This window comes from Streptomyces sp. NBC_00086, assembly GCF_026343255.1.
GTDB lineage: Bacteria > Actinomycetota > Actinomycetes > Streptomycetales > Streptomycetaceae > Streptomyces.
This window is the reverse complement of sequence record NZ_JAPELZ010000001.1, coordinates 1,102,250-1,119,534: the sequence shown is the minus strand read 5'-3', so window position 1 is coordinate 1,119,534 and position 17,285 is coordinate 1,102,250. Positions and strand designations below refer to the sequence as shown.

General features: G+C 73.2%; 14 protein-coding genes. 8 read left to right on the top strand and 6 right to left on the bottom strand.

The window, feature by feature from the left end; all coding sequences use genetic code 11:
* Window positions 1–28 precede the first annotated feature (28 nt).
* Window positions 29–1,018: a sphingomyelin phosphodiesterase gene (gene sph, locus OG276_RS05145; protein WP_266903166.1), complete on the bottom strand. Its 990-nt coding sequence runs from the start codon at window positions 1,016–1,018 to the stop codon at window positions 29–31.
* Window positions 1,019–1,161: 143 nt separating this feature from the next.
* Window positions 1,162–1,410, bottom strand: a complete 249-nt coding sequence (locus OG276_RS05140) for a hypothetical protein (protein ID WP_266903164.1) — start codon at window positions 1,408–1,410, stop codon at window positions 1,162–1,164.
* 95 nt (window positions 1,411–1,505) lie between these two features.
* Between OG276_RS05140 and OG276_RS05135 the strand changes: the two genes are divergently transcribed.
* Window positions 1,506–2,369, top strand: coding sequence for an oxygenase MpaB family protein (locus tag OG276_RS05135; protein ID WP_266903162.1), 864 nt, complete (start codon window positions 1,506–1,508; stop codon window positions 2,367–2,369).
* 34 nt (window positions 2,370–2,403) lie between these two features.
* Here OG276_RS05135 and OG276_RS05130 read toward each other — a convergent pair whose 3' ends face one another.
* Entirely contained in the window at window positions 2,404–3,924 is a 1,521-nt protein-coding gene (locus tag OG276_RS05130; protein WP_266903160.1) for a M1 family metallopeptidase, read from the bottom strand.
* A gap of 315 nt (window positions 3,925–4,239) precedes the next feature.
* On the opposite strand from OG276_RS05130, the gene OG276_RS05125 reads away from it, so the two are divergent.
* The 6 genes from OG276_RS05125 (at window position 4,240) to OG276_RS05100 (ending at window position 11,195) form a co-directional block, all read left to right on the top strand.
* Window positions 4,240–4,815 carry a cysteine hydrolase family protein gene (locus OG276_RS05125; protein WP_266903158.1) on the top strand — a complete coding sequence of 192 codons (576 nt, stop codon included), beginning with the start codon at window positions 4,240–4,242 and terminating at the stop codon, window positions 4,813–4,815.
* Between the two features lie 134 nt (window positions 4,816–4,949).
* On the top strand, window positions 4,950–5,813 hold the full coding sequence (locus OG276_RS05120) for a hypothetical protein (protein WP_266903156.1): 864 nt from the start codon (window positions 4,950–4,952) through the stop codon (window positions 5,811–5,813).
* 124 nt (window positions 5,814–5,937) lie between these two features.
* The gene (locus OG276_RS05115; RefSeq protein ID WP_323182309.1) at window positions 5,938–8,406 is read left to right on the top strand and encodes a Tex family protein; all 2,469 of its coding nucleotides are present in this window, start codon (window positions 5,938–5,940) and stop codon (window positions 8,404–8,406) included.
* Between the two features lie 253 nt (window positions 8,407–8,659).
* On the top strand, window positions 8,660–9,205 hold the full coding sequence (locus OG276_RS05110) for a hypothetical protein (protein WP_266903152.1): 546 nt from the start codon (window positions 8,660–8,662) through the stop codon (window positions 9,203–9,205).
* Complete coding sequence (locus tag OG276_RS05105; RefSeq protein WP_266903150.1) at window positions 9,195–10,376, top strand: MAB_1171c family putative transporter; 1,182 nt, start codon at window positions 9,195–9,197, stop codon at window positions 10,374–10,376. The genes OG276_RS05110 and OG276_RS05105 overlap by 11 nt, the downstream gene beginning before the upstream one ends.
* Window positions 10,377–10,415: 39 nt before the next feature.
* Entirely contained in the window at window positions 10,416–11,195 is a 780-nt protein-coding gene (locus OG276_RS05100) for an SDR family oxidoreductase (protein ID WP_266903148.1), read from the top strand.
* Between the two features lie 22 nt (window positions 11,196–11,217).
* Here OG276_RS05100 and OG276_RS05095 read toward each other — a convergent pair whose 3' ends face one another.
* Genes OG276_RS05095 through OG276_RS05085 form a run of 3 tightly spaced genes read right to left on the bottom strand, consistent with a single transcriptional unit; the run spans window position 11,218 to window position 16,099 of the window.
* Window positions 11,218–13,122 (bottom strand): hypothetical protein, encoded by a 1,905-nt coding sequence (locus OG276_RS05095; protein WP_266903146.1) that lies wholly within the window; start codon window positions 13,120–13,122, stop codon window positions 11,218–11,220.
* A 33-nt stretch (window positions 13,123–13,155) separates the two neighbouring features.
* Window positions 13,156–14,793 carry an ABC-F family ATP-binding cassette domain-containing protein gene (locus OG276_RS05090; RefSeq protein ID WP_266903144.1) on the bottom strand — a complete coding sequence of 546 codons (1,638 nt, stop codon included), beginning with the start codon at window positions 14,791–14,793 and terminating at the stop codon, window positions 13,156–13,158.
* Window positions 14,794–14,851: 58 nt separating this feature from the next.
* Window positions 14,852–16,099 carry an SLC13 family permease gene (locus OG276_RS05085; protein ID WP_266912537.1) on the bottom strand — a complete coding sequence of 416 codons (1,248 nt, stop codon included), beginning with the start codon at window positions 16,097–16,099 and terminating at the stop codon, window positions 14,852–14,854.
* A gap of 165 nt (window positions 16,100–16,264) precedes the next feature.
* Here OG276_RS05085 and OG276_RS05080 point away from each other — a divergent pair, with 165 nt between their 5' ends.
* On the top strand, window positions 16,265–17,227 hold the full coding sequence (locus OG276_RS05080; protein WP_266903142.1) for a GlxA family transcriptional regulator: 963 nt from the start codon (window positions 16,265–16,267) through the stop codon (window positions 17,225–17,227).
* Window positions 17,228–17,285: the final 58 nt, after the last annotated feature.

The following is a 17,285-nucleotide window of genomic DNA, read 5'->3' as shown; positions in this document are numbered from 1 at the left end:
GCAGGTGCCCCCCTTTCGCGGGGGTGGCTCAGCGGCCGATCAACGGGTAGTGGTCGGAGAGGTTGTTGTAGGTGTAGGAGGTGCCCCAGCTGGAGACCGTCCAGGGCGCCGACTGCTCCAGGACCACGTTGTTCTCCCAGCCCGCCGGGCGGGCGTTGCCCTTGCGGTAGAGCACGTAGTCCAGGTCCTCGCGCGGGTCCGTCGGGTAGCGGTACTTCGCGATCGAGTTCAGCGCGGTGTCGAAGGAGTACGTGTGCCCCGTGCGGGTGTCGGAGGCCGCCAGGTCGGCGTTGGCCAGCATGGTGGCGAGCTCCGGGGTGCGCGAGTCGACGTTCATGTCGCCCGCCACGATGACCTGTTCGCTCGACGGGATGTTCTTGCCGTCCAGGAACGCGTCGATGTTGCGGAACTGGCGGGCGCGCATCTCGGCCGCCTCGCCCGCGCCGCAGCCCGGGTCGGTGGACTGGGCGTGCGTGCCGACCACGTGGACCTTGGTGCCGTTCACGTTCAGCACGACGTAGGCGAAGCCCTTGTTGGACCACCAGTCCGCGCCGCAGGCGTCCTTGAAGACCACCTGCTCCTTGCGCACGATCGGCCACTTGCTGACGATCGCGACGCCGCCGTCCTCCGGGGTGGTGGAGGAGTAGGCGCCGCCCGTGGCGTCCCAGCCGGTCTTGCTGCGGCCCACGACGGGGGTCTGGTACGGGTACTGCGCCGCGGAGTTGGCCTTCAGCGCGTCCGAGGCGCCGTTGTCGAAGGCCTCCTGGAGGACGACCACGTCGTGCCCCTGGTACCAGGAGGCCTTGGGGATCTCGGCGGCCCGGTGGTCCTGGCCCCAGTTGGGGTACAGGCTCTTGCTCATCAGGAACGCGTTGTACGACAGGACGCTGAGCCGCGGCGCCGCGGCGCTCTCGGCGGCGGTGGCGGCCGGAGCCGTCGTGGCGACGAGCGATCCGACGGCGATCGCGGCGACGGCCGCGGCGGCGGCACGGGCCCTGCGGGGCTGGATCTGGGGCATGGAGGTCTCCCTCGTTCCTGTGGGGGAAGATCGGCTCCGCCATCCAAGCAGCCAGGGTTACTTCGCGGTAACACCCGTGACAAGGGTTTCTGGACGCAGTCGTACTTCTTCGGTGTTCCGGGGGCGGGGCCGGGGCCGTGCCCTCAGCCGGACCGCCGGTCCTCGTCCTGCGCGGAGGTCCAGGTGAAGCCGCCGAGACCGCGTGCCGCCGGGGCGCCGGAGGTCTCGGCGGCGCCGGAGGCGTTCTCCCGGTGCCGACGGAACCTCAGCAGGAAGTAGGGCACCGCGAACAGCGCGAAGAGCACCGCGAAGACCAGGGCCAGCGTCACGGCGGTACCGGCCAGCATCCAGGGCGCCAGGGCCTTCAGCCAGGCCTCGGGGGACAGGTTCATGGCCGCAGGATGCACCGTCCACAGGGCCCGGCGGAAGCCACCGGACCCCCTGCATACTGGGAGAACGGCATTCTCGACACCTTGGGGGCACACGCATGGGCACGACGGAGCGCAGCGACCCCGAGCCCCCGCCGCCCGGGGGAGTGCTCTGGACCATCGCCGGAGACGTCCGCGCGCTGCTCATGCTGCCCGCCGCCTTCACCCTGCAGGTCGCCCACCCCGCCATCGGCGCCGGGGTCGACGAGCACTCCGTCTTCCGCACCGACCCCTGGGGCCGCGGCGAGCGCTCCCTGCGCTCCGTCCAGCTGTGGGTGTACGGCGGGGCCGACGCCGCGGCCGAGGGGCGCCGGGTGCGCCGCCTGCACAAGGAGATCCAGGGCACCGACACCCGGGGGCGCCGCTACCACTCCCTCGACCCGGCCTGCTACGCCTGGGTGCACGCCACCGGCTTCCCGGTCTACCTGTACGCCGGGCGCTACCTGCTGCGCCCCTTCACCCCGGCCCAGGAGCGGCAGCTTTACCGCGAATGGCTCCAGGTGGGCCGCATCCTCGGTCTGCACGACCGGGACATGCCGCAGAGCATCGAGGAGTACTGGCCGTACTACCACCGGATGCTGGCCGAGGAGATCGAGCCCACCAAGGTCGCCCGCGAACTCCTCGCCACCGACGCGCCCCTGCCCCGCCCCGCCGGGGGCCCGCTGCCGGTCCGGCTCCTGCTGCGCCTGACCTGGCCCGTCCTGCGGGCCGCCTTCCTGCACTTCCGGGCCTTCGTCACGGCCGGCTACATGCCGCCCGAGGCGCGCGCCGCCATCGGCCTGGAGTGGACCCCGGCCCAGGAGCGCCGCCTGCGCCGGTTCAGCGCGGTCCTGCGGATCCTCGTACCCCTCCTGCCGGAGCGCCTGCGCTACCTGCCGATCGCCCGCGCGGCCCGGGCGCGCGCACGCGCCGCCGCCCGCTGAGGGGCGACGGCGCGCAGCCGCGTACCGCGGTGGGTCAGTGGTCGTCGTGCACGGTGTTCGTCACGGCGATCTTCTTCCAGGACTTCGGCTCGGCCGCCGGCTTCGCCGCCGGGGAGCGCAGGGTGCGGGCCCCCGGAGCCTTGGCCGCGGCCGGGTTCAGCGCCGAGGCGGCCGGCTTGCCCGGGGTGTACAGCCAGGTCTCGAAGAGCTGCGCGAGCGGCTGGTTCGAGACCTTCTCCGCGTAGCGGACGAAGTCGCCGACCTTGGCGTTGCCGTAGGCCCGCTCGGTCGGCCAGCCCTTCAGGATCCGGAAGAACTTCTCGTCGCCGATCTGGTTGCGCAGCGCCTGGAGGGCGATCGCCCCGCGGTCGTAGACGGCACCGTGGAACTGGTTTTCCGGACCCGGGTCACCCGGCTTGACCTGCCAGAACGGGTCCTCGGCTGCCCGCAGCCCGTACGCCCAGTCGGCGAGCTCCTGCGCGGTGCCCTCGCCCTCCTTCTCCGACCACAGCCACTGGCTGTAGCGGGCGAAGCCCTCGTTGACCCAGATGTCCTTCCAGCCGTCGACCGACACGCTGTCCCCGTACCACTGGTGGGCCAGCTCGTGCACGACCACCGAGACGTTCGCGCCGTTCGCGAACTGCCGGGGGCTGTAGAACGGCCGGGTCTGCGTCTCCAGCGCGAACCCGCTGGGCACGTTCGGCACGTACCCGCCGAGCGCATTGAAGGGGTACGGGCCGAAGACCCCCTCCAGCCACTCCGCGACCTCGCCGGTCCGCTCCACGCTGGCGCGCGCCGCGCCCGCGTTGTCGCCGAGGTCCTGGCTGTAGGCGTTCAGGATCGGCAGCCCGCTCGCCGTCTTGTCGGTGGTGATGTCGAACTTGCCGATGGCGAGGGTGGCGAGGTACGTGGCCTGCGGCTTGTTCGAACGCCAGTTGTACCGGGTCCAGCCGAGGCGCGAAGTCTGCGACTGCAGGACGCCGTTGCTGATGGCCTGGGTTCCGTCGGGCACGTTCACCGATACGTCGAAGGTGGCCTTGTCGAGCGGGTGGTCGTTGCTCGGGAACCACCAGACCGCCGAATCGGGCTCCTGCGCGGCGACACCGCCGTCCGGGGTGCGCTGCCAGGCCGACCAGCCGTCGACCTTGAACTCCGAGGGCTTGCCCGCGTACTTGACGACCACGCTCGACTGCCGGCCCCGCTGGAGCGGGGAGGCCGGGGTGACCTCCAGCTCGGACGTGCCGGACTTGGCGAACTTCGCCTTGACCCCGTTGACCCGGATCTCGCTGACGTCCAGACCGAAGTCGAGGTTGAAGCGGGACAGGTCCTGCTTCGCGGTGGTGAGCAGGGTGGCGGTGCCCTCCAGCAGGTCGGTCTTCGGCTGGTACTGCAGGCGCAGGTCGTAATGGGACACCTCGTACCCGCCGTTGCCGCTGGCCGGGTAGTAGGGATCGCCGATACCCGGTGCGCCCGGAACGGAACTCGCCGCCGACGCCGGGATCACCAGCAGAAGGGAAGCGGCGAGCACGCTCGGGGCGATGACTTTGCGGTGCACCTTGAACTCCAAGTGGTAGGGGAGTGGCTTCCGTTCGACCGTATTCACGCCCGGGACCCCGCGTCATGTCTACGGCCCCTCCTGTCACATGATCGCCACGCGTCTGAAAAACGCCCGTGCGAAACACGTCCGGTCCGGGCACATTCCGCACCCGGCCCGGGCGGCCGCCACACCCCGCGCACCACTCCTGGTCTGCGCCGATGAATGTCCGGATCTGCGGGTCGGCCGTCATTGCCCGCGCGTTGGCGGCGTCCTAGCGTTGAGGTCGTGGCCCCGAGTCGGCCGCAACCCCACCCTCGTGAGAACGGCACCCCCATGGCTACCACCACCCTGCGTCAGCTCAACGGCTTCGACGAGACCCCCGCGACCTTCGAGGATGCCGCCCTGGTCCTGGTCGACTACCAGAACACCTACACCGGCGGAGTCATGGAACTCGACGGCTGGGAATCCGCACTGGCCTCCGCCTCCCGGCTCCTCGCCCGGGCCCGCGAGTCCGGCACCCCCGTCGTGCACGTCCGGGACGGCGGCTACGGCGTCGACACCGAGCCGGGCACCCTCCACGCCTCGGTCGCCCCCCGGGACGGCGAGGCCGTCGTCACCAAGTCCGTCCCGAACGGCTTCCACCAGACCGACCTCGACGCGATCATCGAGGCCACCGGCCGCAAGAAGCTGATCATCGCCGGGTTCATGACCAACATGTGCACCCTGTTCACCACCGAGGGCGCCTTCCTGCACGGCTACGCCCCGACGGTGGTCGCCGACGCCTCGGCGACGCGGGCGCTGGAAAGCCCGGCCGGCGCCCTGACCGCGCAGCAGATCCACCAGGCGGCCCTCGCCACGGTCACCGAGCTCTACGGGGTGGTCGTCGCCACCGGAGCCGAGCTGAAGTAGCGCCGGACCGCCCCCTCTCCGAGAAGGCCTTGCCGGAGAGGGGGCTTCCGCGGCCGGCCCCCACCGCCACCGGTTCACCGCAGGTGCGAGCCCGGCCCTTCACTCCATACCAAGCAGTCGTTAGCCTGCACGCCATGACACTTCCGGCGCGCGCCGCCCGCAGCTGCTGGCACGGGGCGATCAACCCGTTGCACTCCACCGTCTACTTCTCGCCCGACCTCGGCAAAGAGTTCGCCGCCCTCGGGATCACCGACCGCAACGCCGTCAACCTCGCCTCCCGCTCCGCCGCCATGGGCTCGGTCGGCGCGGGCACCGTGACGGCCACCTTCTACAACTACCGCCACGACCTCATCGCCCGGCACCTGCCCGCCGTCTGGGACACCGCCACCCCCGAGCAGGTCCTCGCCGCCCGGCTGCGGGCCGTGGACAGCACGCTGCGCCGGCTCCTCGGCGAGGAGGCCATCGCCTCCCCGGAGATCGCCGAGGCCGCCGGGCTGGCGATGCGCGCCACCGAGGCCTGCACCCGGCACGCCCGCACGCTCTACTCGGCCCACGCGGACCTCCCCGTACCCGAGGAGCCGCACCTCAAGCTGTGGCACGCCACCACCCTGCTGCGCGAGCACCGCGGCGACGGGCACCTCGTCGCCCTGCTCACCCTCGGCCTGGACCCGGTCGAGGCCCTGATCAGCCACACGGCCAGCGGCCACGGCATGACCCCCAAGTACCTCAAGTCCATCCGCGGCTGGGACCAGTCCGACCTCGATGCGGCCGCGGACCGCCTGCGCGAGCGCGGCCTGCTCGACGCCGAGGGCGAGCTCACGCCCGAGGGCGCGGCGCTGCGCGAAGCCCTGGAGACGGAGACCGACCGCCTGGACGAGGCTCCGTACGAGCACCTCGGCGCGGCCTCGGTCGCCCGGCTCGCGGAGATCGGCGGCGGCTTCACCGTCCAGGCCTTCGTCGCCGGAGCCTTCCCCGGAGACCTCATGGGCAAGGCCTGAGACCCGGACCGGGCCCGGCTTCCGACGTCCGCGGCCGCCACCTGCCACAATTGGCAGCCTTCCGACGCAGCACGCAGCAAGCACCAGCATCACGCATACGTACGAAGGCAGGCGGGACCGCACAGTGACGATGTCCATCGAAGGCAGGATCGCCGAGGAGCTCGGCGTACGGGAGCGGCAGGTCAAGTCCGCCGTCGAGCTGCTCGACGGCGGCTCGACCGTGCCGTTCATCGCGCGCTACCGCAAGGAAGCGACCGAGATGCTCGACGACGCCCAGCTGCGCACCCTGGAGGAGCGCCTGCGCTACCTGCGCGAGCTGGAGGACCGGCGCGCGGCGATCCTCGACTCCGTACGGGAGCAGGGCAAGCTCGACGCCGAGCTGGAGGCCCGCATCAACGCGGCCGACACCAAGGCGCGGCTGGAGGACATCTACCTCCCCTTCAAGACCAAGCGCCGCACCAAGGCACAGATCGCCCGCGAGGCCGGCCTCGCGCCGCTCGCCGAGGGGCTGCTGGCCGATCCCTCGCAGGAACCGGCCGTGGCGGCCGCCGCGTTCGTCGACACGGACAAGGGCGTGGCCGACGCGGCCGCCGCCCTGGAGGGCGCCCGCTCCATCCTCACCGAGAAGTTCGGCGAGGACGCCGACCTCATCGGCGAACTGCGCGAGCGCATGTGGGGCCGCGGCAGGCTCGCCGCGAAGGTCCGCGAGGGCAAGGAGGAGGCGGGCGCCAAGTTCGCCGACTACTTCGACTTCACCGAGCCGTTCACCGCCCTCCCCTCGCACCGCGTGCTCGCCATGCTCCGCGGGGAGAAGGAGGACGTCCTCGACCTCACCCTGGAGCCGGAGGAGCCGAGCGAGGTGCCCGGCCCGTCCACGTACGAGGGAATGGTCGCGCGGCGCTTCGGCATCAACGATCGCGGCCGCCCCGGCGACAAGTGGCTCGCCGACACCGTCCGCTGGGCCTGGCGCACCAAGATCCAGGTGCACCTCGGCATCGACCTGCGCTCCCGGCTGCGCGCCGCCGCCGAGGACGAGGCGGTACGGGTCTTCGCGTTCAACCTCCGCGACCTGCTGCTCGCCGCACCCGCCGGCACCCGCGCCACGCTCGGGCTGGACCCGGGCTTCCGCACCGGGGTGAAGGTGGCCGTGGTGGACGCCACCGGCAAGGTGGTCGCCACCGAGGTGATCTACCCGCACGTGCCCGCCAACAAGTGGGACGACGCGCTGGCCAAGCTGGCCCGCCTCGCCAAGGAGCACGCGGTCGAGCTCGTCGCCATCGGCAACGGCACGGCCTCCCGGGAGACCGACAAGCTCGCCGCGGACCTCATCACCCGCCACCCCGAGCTGAAGCTCACCAAGGTGATGGTCTCGGAGGCCGGCGCCTCCGTGTACTCGGCTTCCGCCTTCGCTTCGCAGGAACTCCCGGACATGGACGTGTCGTTGCGCGGCGCGGTCTCCATCGCCCGGCGCCTGCAGGACCCGCTCGCCGAACTCGTCAAGATCGACCCGAAGTCGATCGGCGTCGGCCAGTACCAGCACGACCTGTCCGAGGTGAAGCTCTCGCGATCGCTCGACGCCGTGGTCGAGGACTGTGTGAACGGCGTCGGCGTCGACGTCAACACCGCGTCCGCACCGCTGCTTTCGCGCGTGTCGGGCATCAGCGGCGGACTCGCCGAGAACATCGTGGCGCACCGCGACGCCAACGGCCCCTTCCGCAACCGCAAGGGGCTCAAGGACGTGGCCCGGCTGGGCCCGAAGGCGTACGAGCAGTGCGCGGGCTTCCTGCGGATCCGCGGCGGGGACGACCCGCTGGACTCCTCCAGCGTGCACCCCGAGGCCTACCCGGTGGTCCGCACGATGGGCAAGACGGCGGGCAGCGAGGTGGCGGCCCTGATCGGCAACACCGGTGTGCTGCGCTCGCTGCGGCCGGAGCAGTTCGTCACCGAGGCCTTCGGCCTGCCGACGGTCACGGACATCCTGCGCGAGCTGGAGAAGCCGGGCCGGGACCCGCGGCCCGCCTTCAAGACGGCGACCTTCAAGGAGGGCGTGGAGAAGATCGGCGACCTGGCCCCCGGGATGATCCTGGAGGGCGTGGTCACCAATGTGGCCGCCTTCGGCGCCTTCATCGACATCGGTGTCCACCAGGACGGGCTGGCGCACGTCTCGGCGCTGTCGAAGAACTTCGTCAAGGACCCGCGGGACGTGGTGAAGCCGGGCGACATCGTCCGGGTCAAGGTCATGGACGTGGACATCCCGCGCAAGCGGATCTCGCTGACGCTGCGCCTGGAGGACGAGGCGGAGCGGGGCGGCGACGGCGGGGCCCCGGGGCAGCGCGAGGAACGCGGCGAGCGCCGGGGCGGCGGCCGTCCCCCGCAGCAGCGCGGCCCGGCGGGCGGCCAGGGCGGCGGCGAGCGCGGCCAAGGCAGCCAGGGCGGCTCCCGCGACGGCGGCAAGGGCCGCCGCCAGGGCGGCGGCGGCCAGCGTCAGGGCGGTCAGAGCGGCGCTCCGGCCCCCGCCAACAGTGCGATGGCCGACGCCCTGCGCCGCGCGGGACTCAGCGGCCCCGACGAGCGGGGCGGCCGCAAGCGCTAGGACACGCCCCAGCCCCTCGTGGCAGTGCGTGCCGGATTGGCCGAATACGCACCCGACATGGGTACATACCTTGCCAACTCATCCGGATGATCTGTAGGGATGACGGAACGCCCGTTCGTCTTTCGGCGAGCGGGCTTCCGCGTTTTCCCCTCAGGACCGCACTCCCGAGGTCGCCTTGAAGGCTAAGGACGTCATGCCCCAGCCCACGCACGCCTACCGTCGTTGCCCGAGAAAGGGTCCGAAGAGGGAACACATGCGCCACCCTCAACCCAGTCTGCGCAAACGGTGCGAGGCGATTCTCGGCCGTCTTGAACTGACACACCCCTTTTCGCTCGAAGGACTGTGCGAGCGGATAGCCGAGCAGCGGGGCCGCCCCATCCGGCTCCACCCGCTGCCCAAGGAGGCCGCGGAGTCCGGCGTGTGCGGACTGTGGGTCGGCACCGCCACCGTGGACTACGTCTTCTACGAGGCCCAGACCACCCCGCTGCACCGGGAGCACATCGTGCTCCACGAGATCGGCCACATCCTCTTCGGGCACCACTCGCTGGAAGCCCCCGCCGGGGACTCCCCGAGCGCCGGCGGGGCGGACGGATCCGTTCCCACCGTGCTCGGACGCACCAACTACACCACCCGCCAGGAGCGGGAGGCGGAGATGCTCGCCAGCATGATCCGCATCCGCACGGGGAGCCGCTTCCCGCACCTCGGCCACGGCGGCGGAGGCCGGGACACCCTCGAACGGCTGGAGTCCGCGATGGGCTACGAGCGGCGCGGACGGGGGCCGGTCCACCGTGGCCTCTGATCTGATCGCCTTCGGCGACGCGCTCGCCGTCCCCAGCGTCGTCTGCCTCTGGATCGCCGTCCTGCTCCGCGCGCCCGGCGCCCTGCGCGCCCCGCACCAGCGCGGCCTGTGGCTCGCCGTCGCCACCGCCGCGGCCGCGATGACCCTGAACCTCCCCGACGTCGTCGCCTACGCCATGGGCCGCGACCCGGACTACGCCCACACCATCGGGCTGGTGCGCAACCTCATCGGCGTCCTCTCCGCCGGCGCCGTGCTCTACTTCGTAGCCGCCGCCACCCGGGGCCGCCGCCTCCAGATCGCCTCGGGCGCCGGCACGGTCCTGTGGCTGACCGTCCTCGTCGCCCTGGACACGGCCGCACCCGACCACGGCACGCACACCATCCCGCCCGCCGGCGACCCGGTGCCCTCCCTCGCCTACTGGCTGGTGCTGATCTCCGCCCACCTGCTCGCCAACACCATCTGCGTATACGTCTGCTGGCGCTACAGCCGTCGCGCCGAGAGCCGGGGCCTCGCCGCGGGACTGCTGCTGTTCGGCCTGGGCACCGCGCTCGCCGGGGTGTTCTGGTTCGTGTACCTGCTCAAGGCACTGTTCGGTTTCATCTGGGCGATGCCCGCGAACCCGCTCCTGATGAACGTGCACGGGCTGCTGCGCGCCGCCGCGATCCTCGTCCCGACGCTGTTCACCTTCCGCCGCACGGCCGCCGACATGGCCACCGCCTGGCGGCTGTGGCCGCTCTGGCGCGACCTGGTCCACGCCGTCCCGCACGTCGCCCTCAACAAGCCGCGCGCCGGCCGGGTGCTGGAACTGCTGTGGCCGCCGGTCCCGCGCAACCTGCTCGTCTACCGCAAGGTCATCGAGACCCGCGACGCCATCCTGATCCTGGGGGAGTACGTCGCCCCGGGCGTGCCGGAGCTCGCGCGCAGCCACGTGTCCGGCAGCGGAGTACCCGAACAGCGGTCCAGTGCGGCCGCGCTGGCCTGCGTACTGAAGGAGGCGCGGCAGGCGAAGCTGGCCGGGATCCCGCAACAGCGGTCCGACGAGAACGCCTTGGAGCTGCCCGCGGCCCTCCAGACCTCGGCCGAGGGAGGAGACCTGGAGGGCGAGGCCCGTTTCCTCGTGGAGGTCGCCCAGGCCTACGCCTCACCGGCCACCACGGGCTTCACCCCGTGACCGCCACACCCTGCTCGACTGCCAGGAAGTGAACGTCTCTTGACCACCACCGTACTGATCACAGGGGCCAGCGCCGGACTCGGCGCGGCCTTCGCCCGCGGCTTCGCCGCCAAGGGCTGCGACCTCGTCCTCGTCGCCCGGGACAAGGGCCGCCTCGAAGGCGTCGCCGCGGAGCTCGCCCGGGAATTCGGCTCCGTCTGCGAGGTGTTGCCCGCCGACCTGCTCGACGCGGACGGACTCGCAGCCGTCGCCGAGCGGCTCGCCGACCGGGCCCGGCCCGTGGACATCCTGGTCAACAACGCCGGCTTCGGACTCCCCGCGCCGTTCCCGTACAGCCCGGTCGAGGACGAGGAGCGGATGCTGGACCTGTTGGTCAAGGTGCCGCTGCGGCTCACCCACGCGGTGCTCCCGGGCCTGCGCGAGCGCCGCCGCGGCGCCGTCCTCAACGTCTCCTCGGTGGCCGGACTGCTCCCGACCGGGACCTACGGCGCCGCGAAGGCCTGGATCACGGCCTTCAGCGAGTCGCTGCGCGTGGACATGGAGCCGTACGGGGTCCGGGTGCTGGCGGTGGTGCCGGGATTCACCCGCACCGAGTTCCAGGAGCGCGCCGGGATGGACGTCACGGCCCTGAGGGACGCGGTGTGGCTGGAGCCGCGCGACGTGGTGGCCCAGGCCCTGAAGGACCTGGCCCGGCGCCACCCGGTGAGCATCACGGGCCGGCGCTACCGGGCGTACGCGCTGGCCGCCCGCCACCTTCCGCGCGGCTTCGTGGCCCGGAAGATGGCCCGCACGCGCCGCCCTCCGGCGGACGCGGGATAAGGGCGCCGGCCCGGCCCGGCCGTCAGGGACCGCCGATCCGGTCCAGTGCCTCCCGCGCGTCCCGGAGCAGCTCCTCGTCCAGGAGGAAGCTCGCGCCGTACCGGCGCGGCGGCGCCGCCACCACGGCCCGCAGCGCCGGCAGGGCGGCCGCCGCGGGCGGGCCGATCGCCCCCAGTGCGCGCACGGTCCGCAACGTCACCTCGGTGACGCGGTGTTCGGCCAGCGGAGCCAGCTCGGGCAGCAGCGCTGCGACGGCGGGGTCCGGATCGCCGGTGATCCGCCACCAGGCCTCGGCCGCGCCGACCCTGGTCCACTCGCCCGGGCAGTCGAGCAGAGCCCGCACGGAACCGGCGTACGGGGCTGCGAGCGGCCCCAGGTCGGCGAGGTAGCGCAGCACCGGACGGCGCAGTCCCGCCCGGGCCACCGACCCGCAGACCCACAGGGCCAGTTCGGGGTCGCCGGTCACCCGCCAGTGCGCCCAGGCCGCGGTCTGCGCGCCCCGCCACGGCTTCGGCGAGCGTTCGGTGCCGGGGGCGAAGCGCCACGGGACCGTGTCACCCCGGGCGAGCCCCGCCAGCGCCCCGGCGGCGGCCGACGCCGCCGGTCCGATCCCGCCCAGGGCCTCGGCGGCCGGCCGGGCGGCAGGGCCGTCCAGCAGTTCGGACAGCTCCGTCGTGGCCGGACCCGCCGCCGGGCCCCACTGGGCGAGGATCCGCAGGACCGTATCGGCACCGCGGGCCCCGGACCCCTCGGCGAGCCGGCCACGGAACGCCGGCAGCAGCTCCGCTGCCCAGCCCACGGGCAGCGAGCCGACCTTCAGGAAGGAGTCCCCGAACAGCTCGCGGTACAGGGGCACCGCCCGCTCGTCTCCGATGTGGACCAGGGCCCGGACCCCGGCGTGCGAGGCCGGCCAGACGGAGCCGCCGGGCCGCTGGAGCGCGCCGGCGATCCGGTCCGCGTACGGGGACGCTGCCTCCCCGCAGTCGGCCAGTGTCATCAGCGCTTCGCCCGCGACCTCGGCCTCGTCCTCCAGCCCGCCGGCCACCGTCTCCCACAGCTGCGCCGCCGGACGGCGCCAGGAGCGGAGCTGGAGGCCGGCCGCCCGGACGGCCTGGGCCCGAAGGGCCGGGTCCCGGTGCCGGGCCAGGCCCTCGACCATCGCTTCCCCCTCGCGCGGATGGGGCGCGACCCGAACCGCGAACCGGTCCATCGGCGGGTAGGTCTCGGGCCACCACGGCACCTGCGGCAGCGGCCCGGTACCGATCTCGGCGAAGACCCCGGCGACGCGGCGGCCCGCGCCCTCCGCACCCCCGGGAGCGGCCGTCAGCAGCACCACCCGCGCGGCGGCCAGCCGTACGAGGGGGTGCCGGTGGTCCAGCCAGGGCCGGGCCCACTCCGCGACCGCCGCCCGCTCGCCTGATCCCGACAGCGCTCCCACCGCCAGCAGTTGGGAGACCAGTGCCGTCGGGTCGCGCTCCACCTCGGCCTGCCGCCGCAGAGCGTCCGGCATCGTGGGATCCTCCAGCCGGAGCCCGCGCAGCACCCAGGCCGCTCCGGTCCGGACCTCCGCCGACCGGTCCGAAACCAGCGGGACGACGTGGTGCGCACCGGCCTCGAAGGCGAGGAAGGCCCGGCGGTGCACGCCGGCGCGGCGCTCGCCGATGTCATGGGCGCGCCGGGCCAGCAGACCGAGGGCCAGGGCCCGCCGGTGCCGGTCGAGTCGCGGAAGCAGCTCGAAGAGCCGCCCGGTGACCTCCACGAACAGCGGCTCGTCGTTCTGCCAGCCGACCAGCTTCTCCAACTGCGCCCAGGAAGAGCGCCGCAGCCCCGGTATCAGCAGTCCGCGCAGCAGGCCGGGAACCTTCTCCCGCCCCGCCGCCACCCCTTCGAGCTCGTGCCAGGGCGTCCCGGCCCCCCGTTCGTCCATACCGGGGAGCCTAAGCGATCACGGTCCGGAGCCTCAGAGCTCGGTGACCCTGCCGTCCGCGACGTGCAGCCGGCGGGTCACCCGGACCGCGTCGAGCATCCGGCGGTCGTGGGTGACCAGCAGCAGGGTGCCCGTGTAGGAGTCCAGCGCGGACTCCAGCTGCTCGATCGCGGGCAGGTCGAGGTGGTTCGTCGGCTCGTCCAGCACCAGCAGGTTCACCCCGCGTCCCTGGAGCAGCGCCAGGGCCGCCCGGGTGCGCTCGCCGGGGGAGAGGGTGGCCGCCGGGCGGGTCACGTGGGCGGCCTTCAGACCGAACTTGGCCAGCAGGGTGCGGACTTCGGCGGGCTCGGTGTCCGGTACGGCCGCGCAGAAGGCGTCGATGAGGGGTTCCTCGCCGAGGAACAGGCCGCGGGCCTGGTCGACTTCGCCGACCCGTACGCCCGAGCCGAGGGTGGCGGAGCCGGAGTCCGGGGCGAGGCGGCCCAGGAGCACGGCCAACAGGGTCGACTTTCCTGCCCCGTTGGCGCCGGTGATGGCGACCCGGTCGGCCCAGTCGATCTGCAGGCTGGCCGGTCCGAAGGCGAAGTCCCCGCGCTGGACGACCGCTTCGCGCAGGGTGGCGACCACGGAGCCGGAGCGCGGGGCCGCCGCGATCTCCATGCGCAGCTCCCACTCCTTGCGCGGCTCGTCGACCACTTCGAGCCGCTCGATCGCGCGCTGCGTCTGGCGGGCCTTGGAGGCCTGCTTCTCGCTCGCGTCGGCGGCGGCCTTCCTGGCGGACTTGTCGTTGTCCGTGGCCTTGCGCTTGGAGTTCTTGACGCCCTTGTCGCTCCAGCCGCGCTGCATCGCGGCCCGGTCCTCCAGGGCCGAGCGCTTGTCGGAGTACTCGTCGTACTCCTCGCGGGCGTGGTTGCGGGCCCGCTCGCGCTCCTCCAGGTAGGCGTCGTAGCCGCCGCCGTAGAGGTTGATCTGCTGCTGGGCCAGGTCGAGTTCGAGGACCTTGGTGACGGTGCGCGTGAGGAACTCGCGGTCGTGGCTGATCACGATTGTGCCGGCGCGCAGCCCCTTCACGAACTGCTCCAGGCGCTCCAGACCGTCGAGGTCGAGGTCGTTGGTGGGCTCGTCGAGCAGGAAGACGTCGTAGCGGGACAGCAGCAGCGAGGCCAGTCCGGCGCGGGCGGCCTGGCCGCCGGACAGCGCGGTCATCGGCAGGTCGAGGCCGACGGACAGCCCGAGGTCGTCGGCGACCTGCAGGGCCCGCTCGTCGAGGTCGGCCCCGCCGAGGTTCAGCCACCGGTCGAGGGCGTCCGCGTACGCGTCGTCCGCGCCCGGGGTGCCGTCCACCAGACCCTGCGTCGCCGCGTCGAGCTCGGCCTGCGCCGCGGCCACACCGGTACGGCGGGCCAGGAACTCGCGGATCGACTCGCCGGGGCGCCGCTCGGGCTCCTGCGGCAGGTGGCCGACGGCCGCGGAGGGCGGGGAGAGGCGCAGCTCACCGGTCTCGGGGGCGTCGAGCCCGGCAAGCATCCGCAGCAGGGTGGACTTCCCGGCGCCGTTGACGCCGACGAGGCCGATGACGTCGCCCGGGGCGACGACGAGGTCGAGATCGGCGAAGAGCGTGCGCTCACCGTGCGCGGCGGTGAGCTTCTTGGCGACGAGGGTTGCAGTCATGATCTGCCGATTCTATCCGCGCCCGCGGCCCCGCCGACCCGGCCGAAGGGCCGCAGGCTCAGGGGCCCAGGAGGCGCAGGGCCGCCCACAGTGCCGCCACCGACGCCGCGAGCGCCGGGACGGTGGTCAGGAGCCCGAGCCGGGTGAAGTCCCGCAGCGTCACCAGATCCGCGCCGCCGCCGTCCCCGTGCAGGATCCGCCGCCAGAGCAGCGTGGCCAGCGAGCCCGCGTAGGTCAGGTTCGGGCCGATGTTCACCCCGATCAGCACCGCCAGTACCGGCCCCGCGCCGCCGGCCGAGGCCACCGGAAGCAGGGCCAGTACCGCGGGCAGGTTGTTGATCAGGTTGGCCAGTACGGCGGCCACCGCCGCCACCGCGAGCAGCGCCGGCAGCGAGTCCCCGGCCGGGGTCACCCGCTCCAGGGCGTCCCCGAGTCCGTGGTCCACGACCGCCCGCACCACCACCCCCAGCGCCAGCACGAACAGGCAGAAGGCCGGCGCCGCCGAGCCCAGGATCCGCGCCGGAGTGGTCTCCCGGCGCCGCAGCGCCCGTACGGCCAGCACGAGCGTGCCCGCGAGCGCCGCCCAGGCGGGGCTCGCCCCGGCGAAGGAGGCGAGCGCGAAGCCGCCCAGGGTCGCCGCGAGCACCGCGGCCGCGAACCGGGGCAGCGGCGCGGGCTTCCCGGTCTGCGCCGCGTGCTCGGGGGCGGCCGCCAGGTCGGTGCGGAAGTAGCGCCGGAACACCGCGTACTCCACGCCGATCGCCGCCAGCCAGGGCAGGGCCATGAGCGCCGCGAACCGGGTGAAGGACAGCCCGCTCGCGGCGAAGGCGAGCAGATTGGTGAGGTTGGAGACCGGCAGGAGGAGCGAGGCCGAGTTGGCCAGGTGTGCGGTGGCGTACACGTGCGGGCGCGGCCGGGCCCCCAGCCGGGAGGCGGTCGCCAGCACCACCGGGGTCAGCAGCACCACGGTCGCGTCCAGGCTCAGCGCGGCGGTGATCACGGAGGCGACGGCGAACACCCCGCCGAGCAGTGCCACCGGCCCGCGCCCCGCCGCCCGCCGGGCCACCGCCGCCCCGGCGGCCTCGAACAGTCCCTCGTCGGCGCAGAGCCGGGCCAGGGCCAGGATCACGGCGAGGAACCCGACCACCGGCAGCAGCTCACGGGTCTGCTCCCACGCGTCGGCGGGCGGTACGACGCCCAGCACGACGAGCAGCCCGGCGGCGGGCACGGCGGCCACGGCCTCCGGCAGCCCGCGCGGGCGCAGCACGGCGAAGGCCAGCACCCCGAGCAGGAGCGCGACGGACAGACAAGCGGCGGCGGGGTACAGGGCGGGCTCCGGAAGGGGAGGGGAAGCGGGGCGGGCCCACGGGCGATGGCGGGGCCAGGACAGGATCGCACCGGGACGGACATGGCTGGATAGGTGGGGTGTACGTCATTGCAGCCATCGCACGGGGTGTCACACCATGAGGTCATGTCGCTGCGAAACGTGCTCGTCGTCCTCTACGACGGCGTGCAGAGCCTGGATGTCACGGGGCCGATGGAAGTGTTCAACGGCGCCGAGCAGTACCCCGGACCGCCGCGGTACGCCCTGCGCACCGTCTCACCGGGCGGCGCCCCGATCCGTACGAGCAGCGGGCTGCGGATCGTCCCCGAGGGGGACCTGGAGAGCGAGCGCCCTGGCGCCGGGACCACTCTCCTGGTGCCGGGCGGCCGGTACACCGCGGACTTCGCGCCGGAGCTGAACCACTGGCTCCGCGCGCACGGCGGGTCCGCCGAGCGGCTGGTGTCGGTGTGCACCGGCGGCCTGCTCCTGGCCGAGGCCGGGTTGCTGGACGGACGGCGCGCGACGACGCACTGGTACATGTGCGAGCGGATGGCCCGGGACTACCCGGCCGTCACCGTGGAACCCGACCCGATCTACGTCCGGGACGGGCCGGTGTCCACCTCGGCCGGGGTCACGGCGGGCATAGACCTGGCGCTGGCCCTGGTGGAAGAGGACCACGGGCGGGACCTGGCCCTGTCCGTCGCCCGGCAGCTGGTGGTCTTCCTGCGGCGGCCCGGGAACCAGGCGCAGTTCAGTGCGCAGCTCGCCGCCCAGACGGCGCAGCGGGAGCCGCTGCGGGACGTGCAGCACTGGATCACGGAGAACCCGGGGGAGGACCTGAGCGTGGAGGCGCTGGCCGCGCGGGCGGCGCTGTCGCCCCGGCACTTCGCGCGGGCCTTCCAGGCCGAGACGGGCGTGACGCCCGGGCGGTACGTGGAGCGGGTACGGGTCGAGCACGCGCGGCGGCTGCTGGAGCAGGGCGGCGAGGGCATCGCCGGGATCTCCCGGGCCTGCGGCTACGGCAACCCGGAGGCGCTGCGCCGCGCCTTCGTGAAGACCCTGGGCCAGCCCCCGTCCGAATACCGCCGCCGCTTCGGCACCACCCACTGACCGCGGGCCCGCACCGACTACACACGCCCGACGCCCGACAGCCGACAACCAGCAGCCA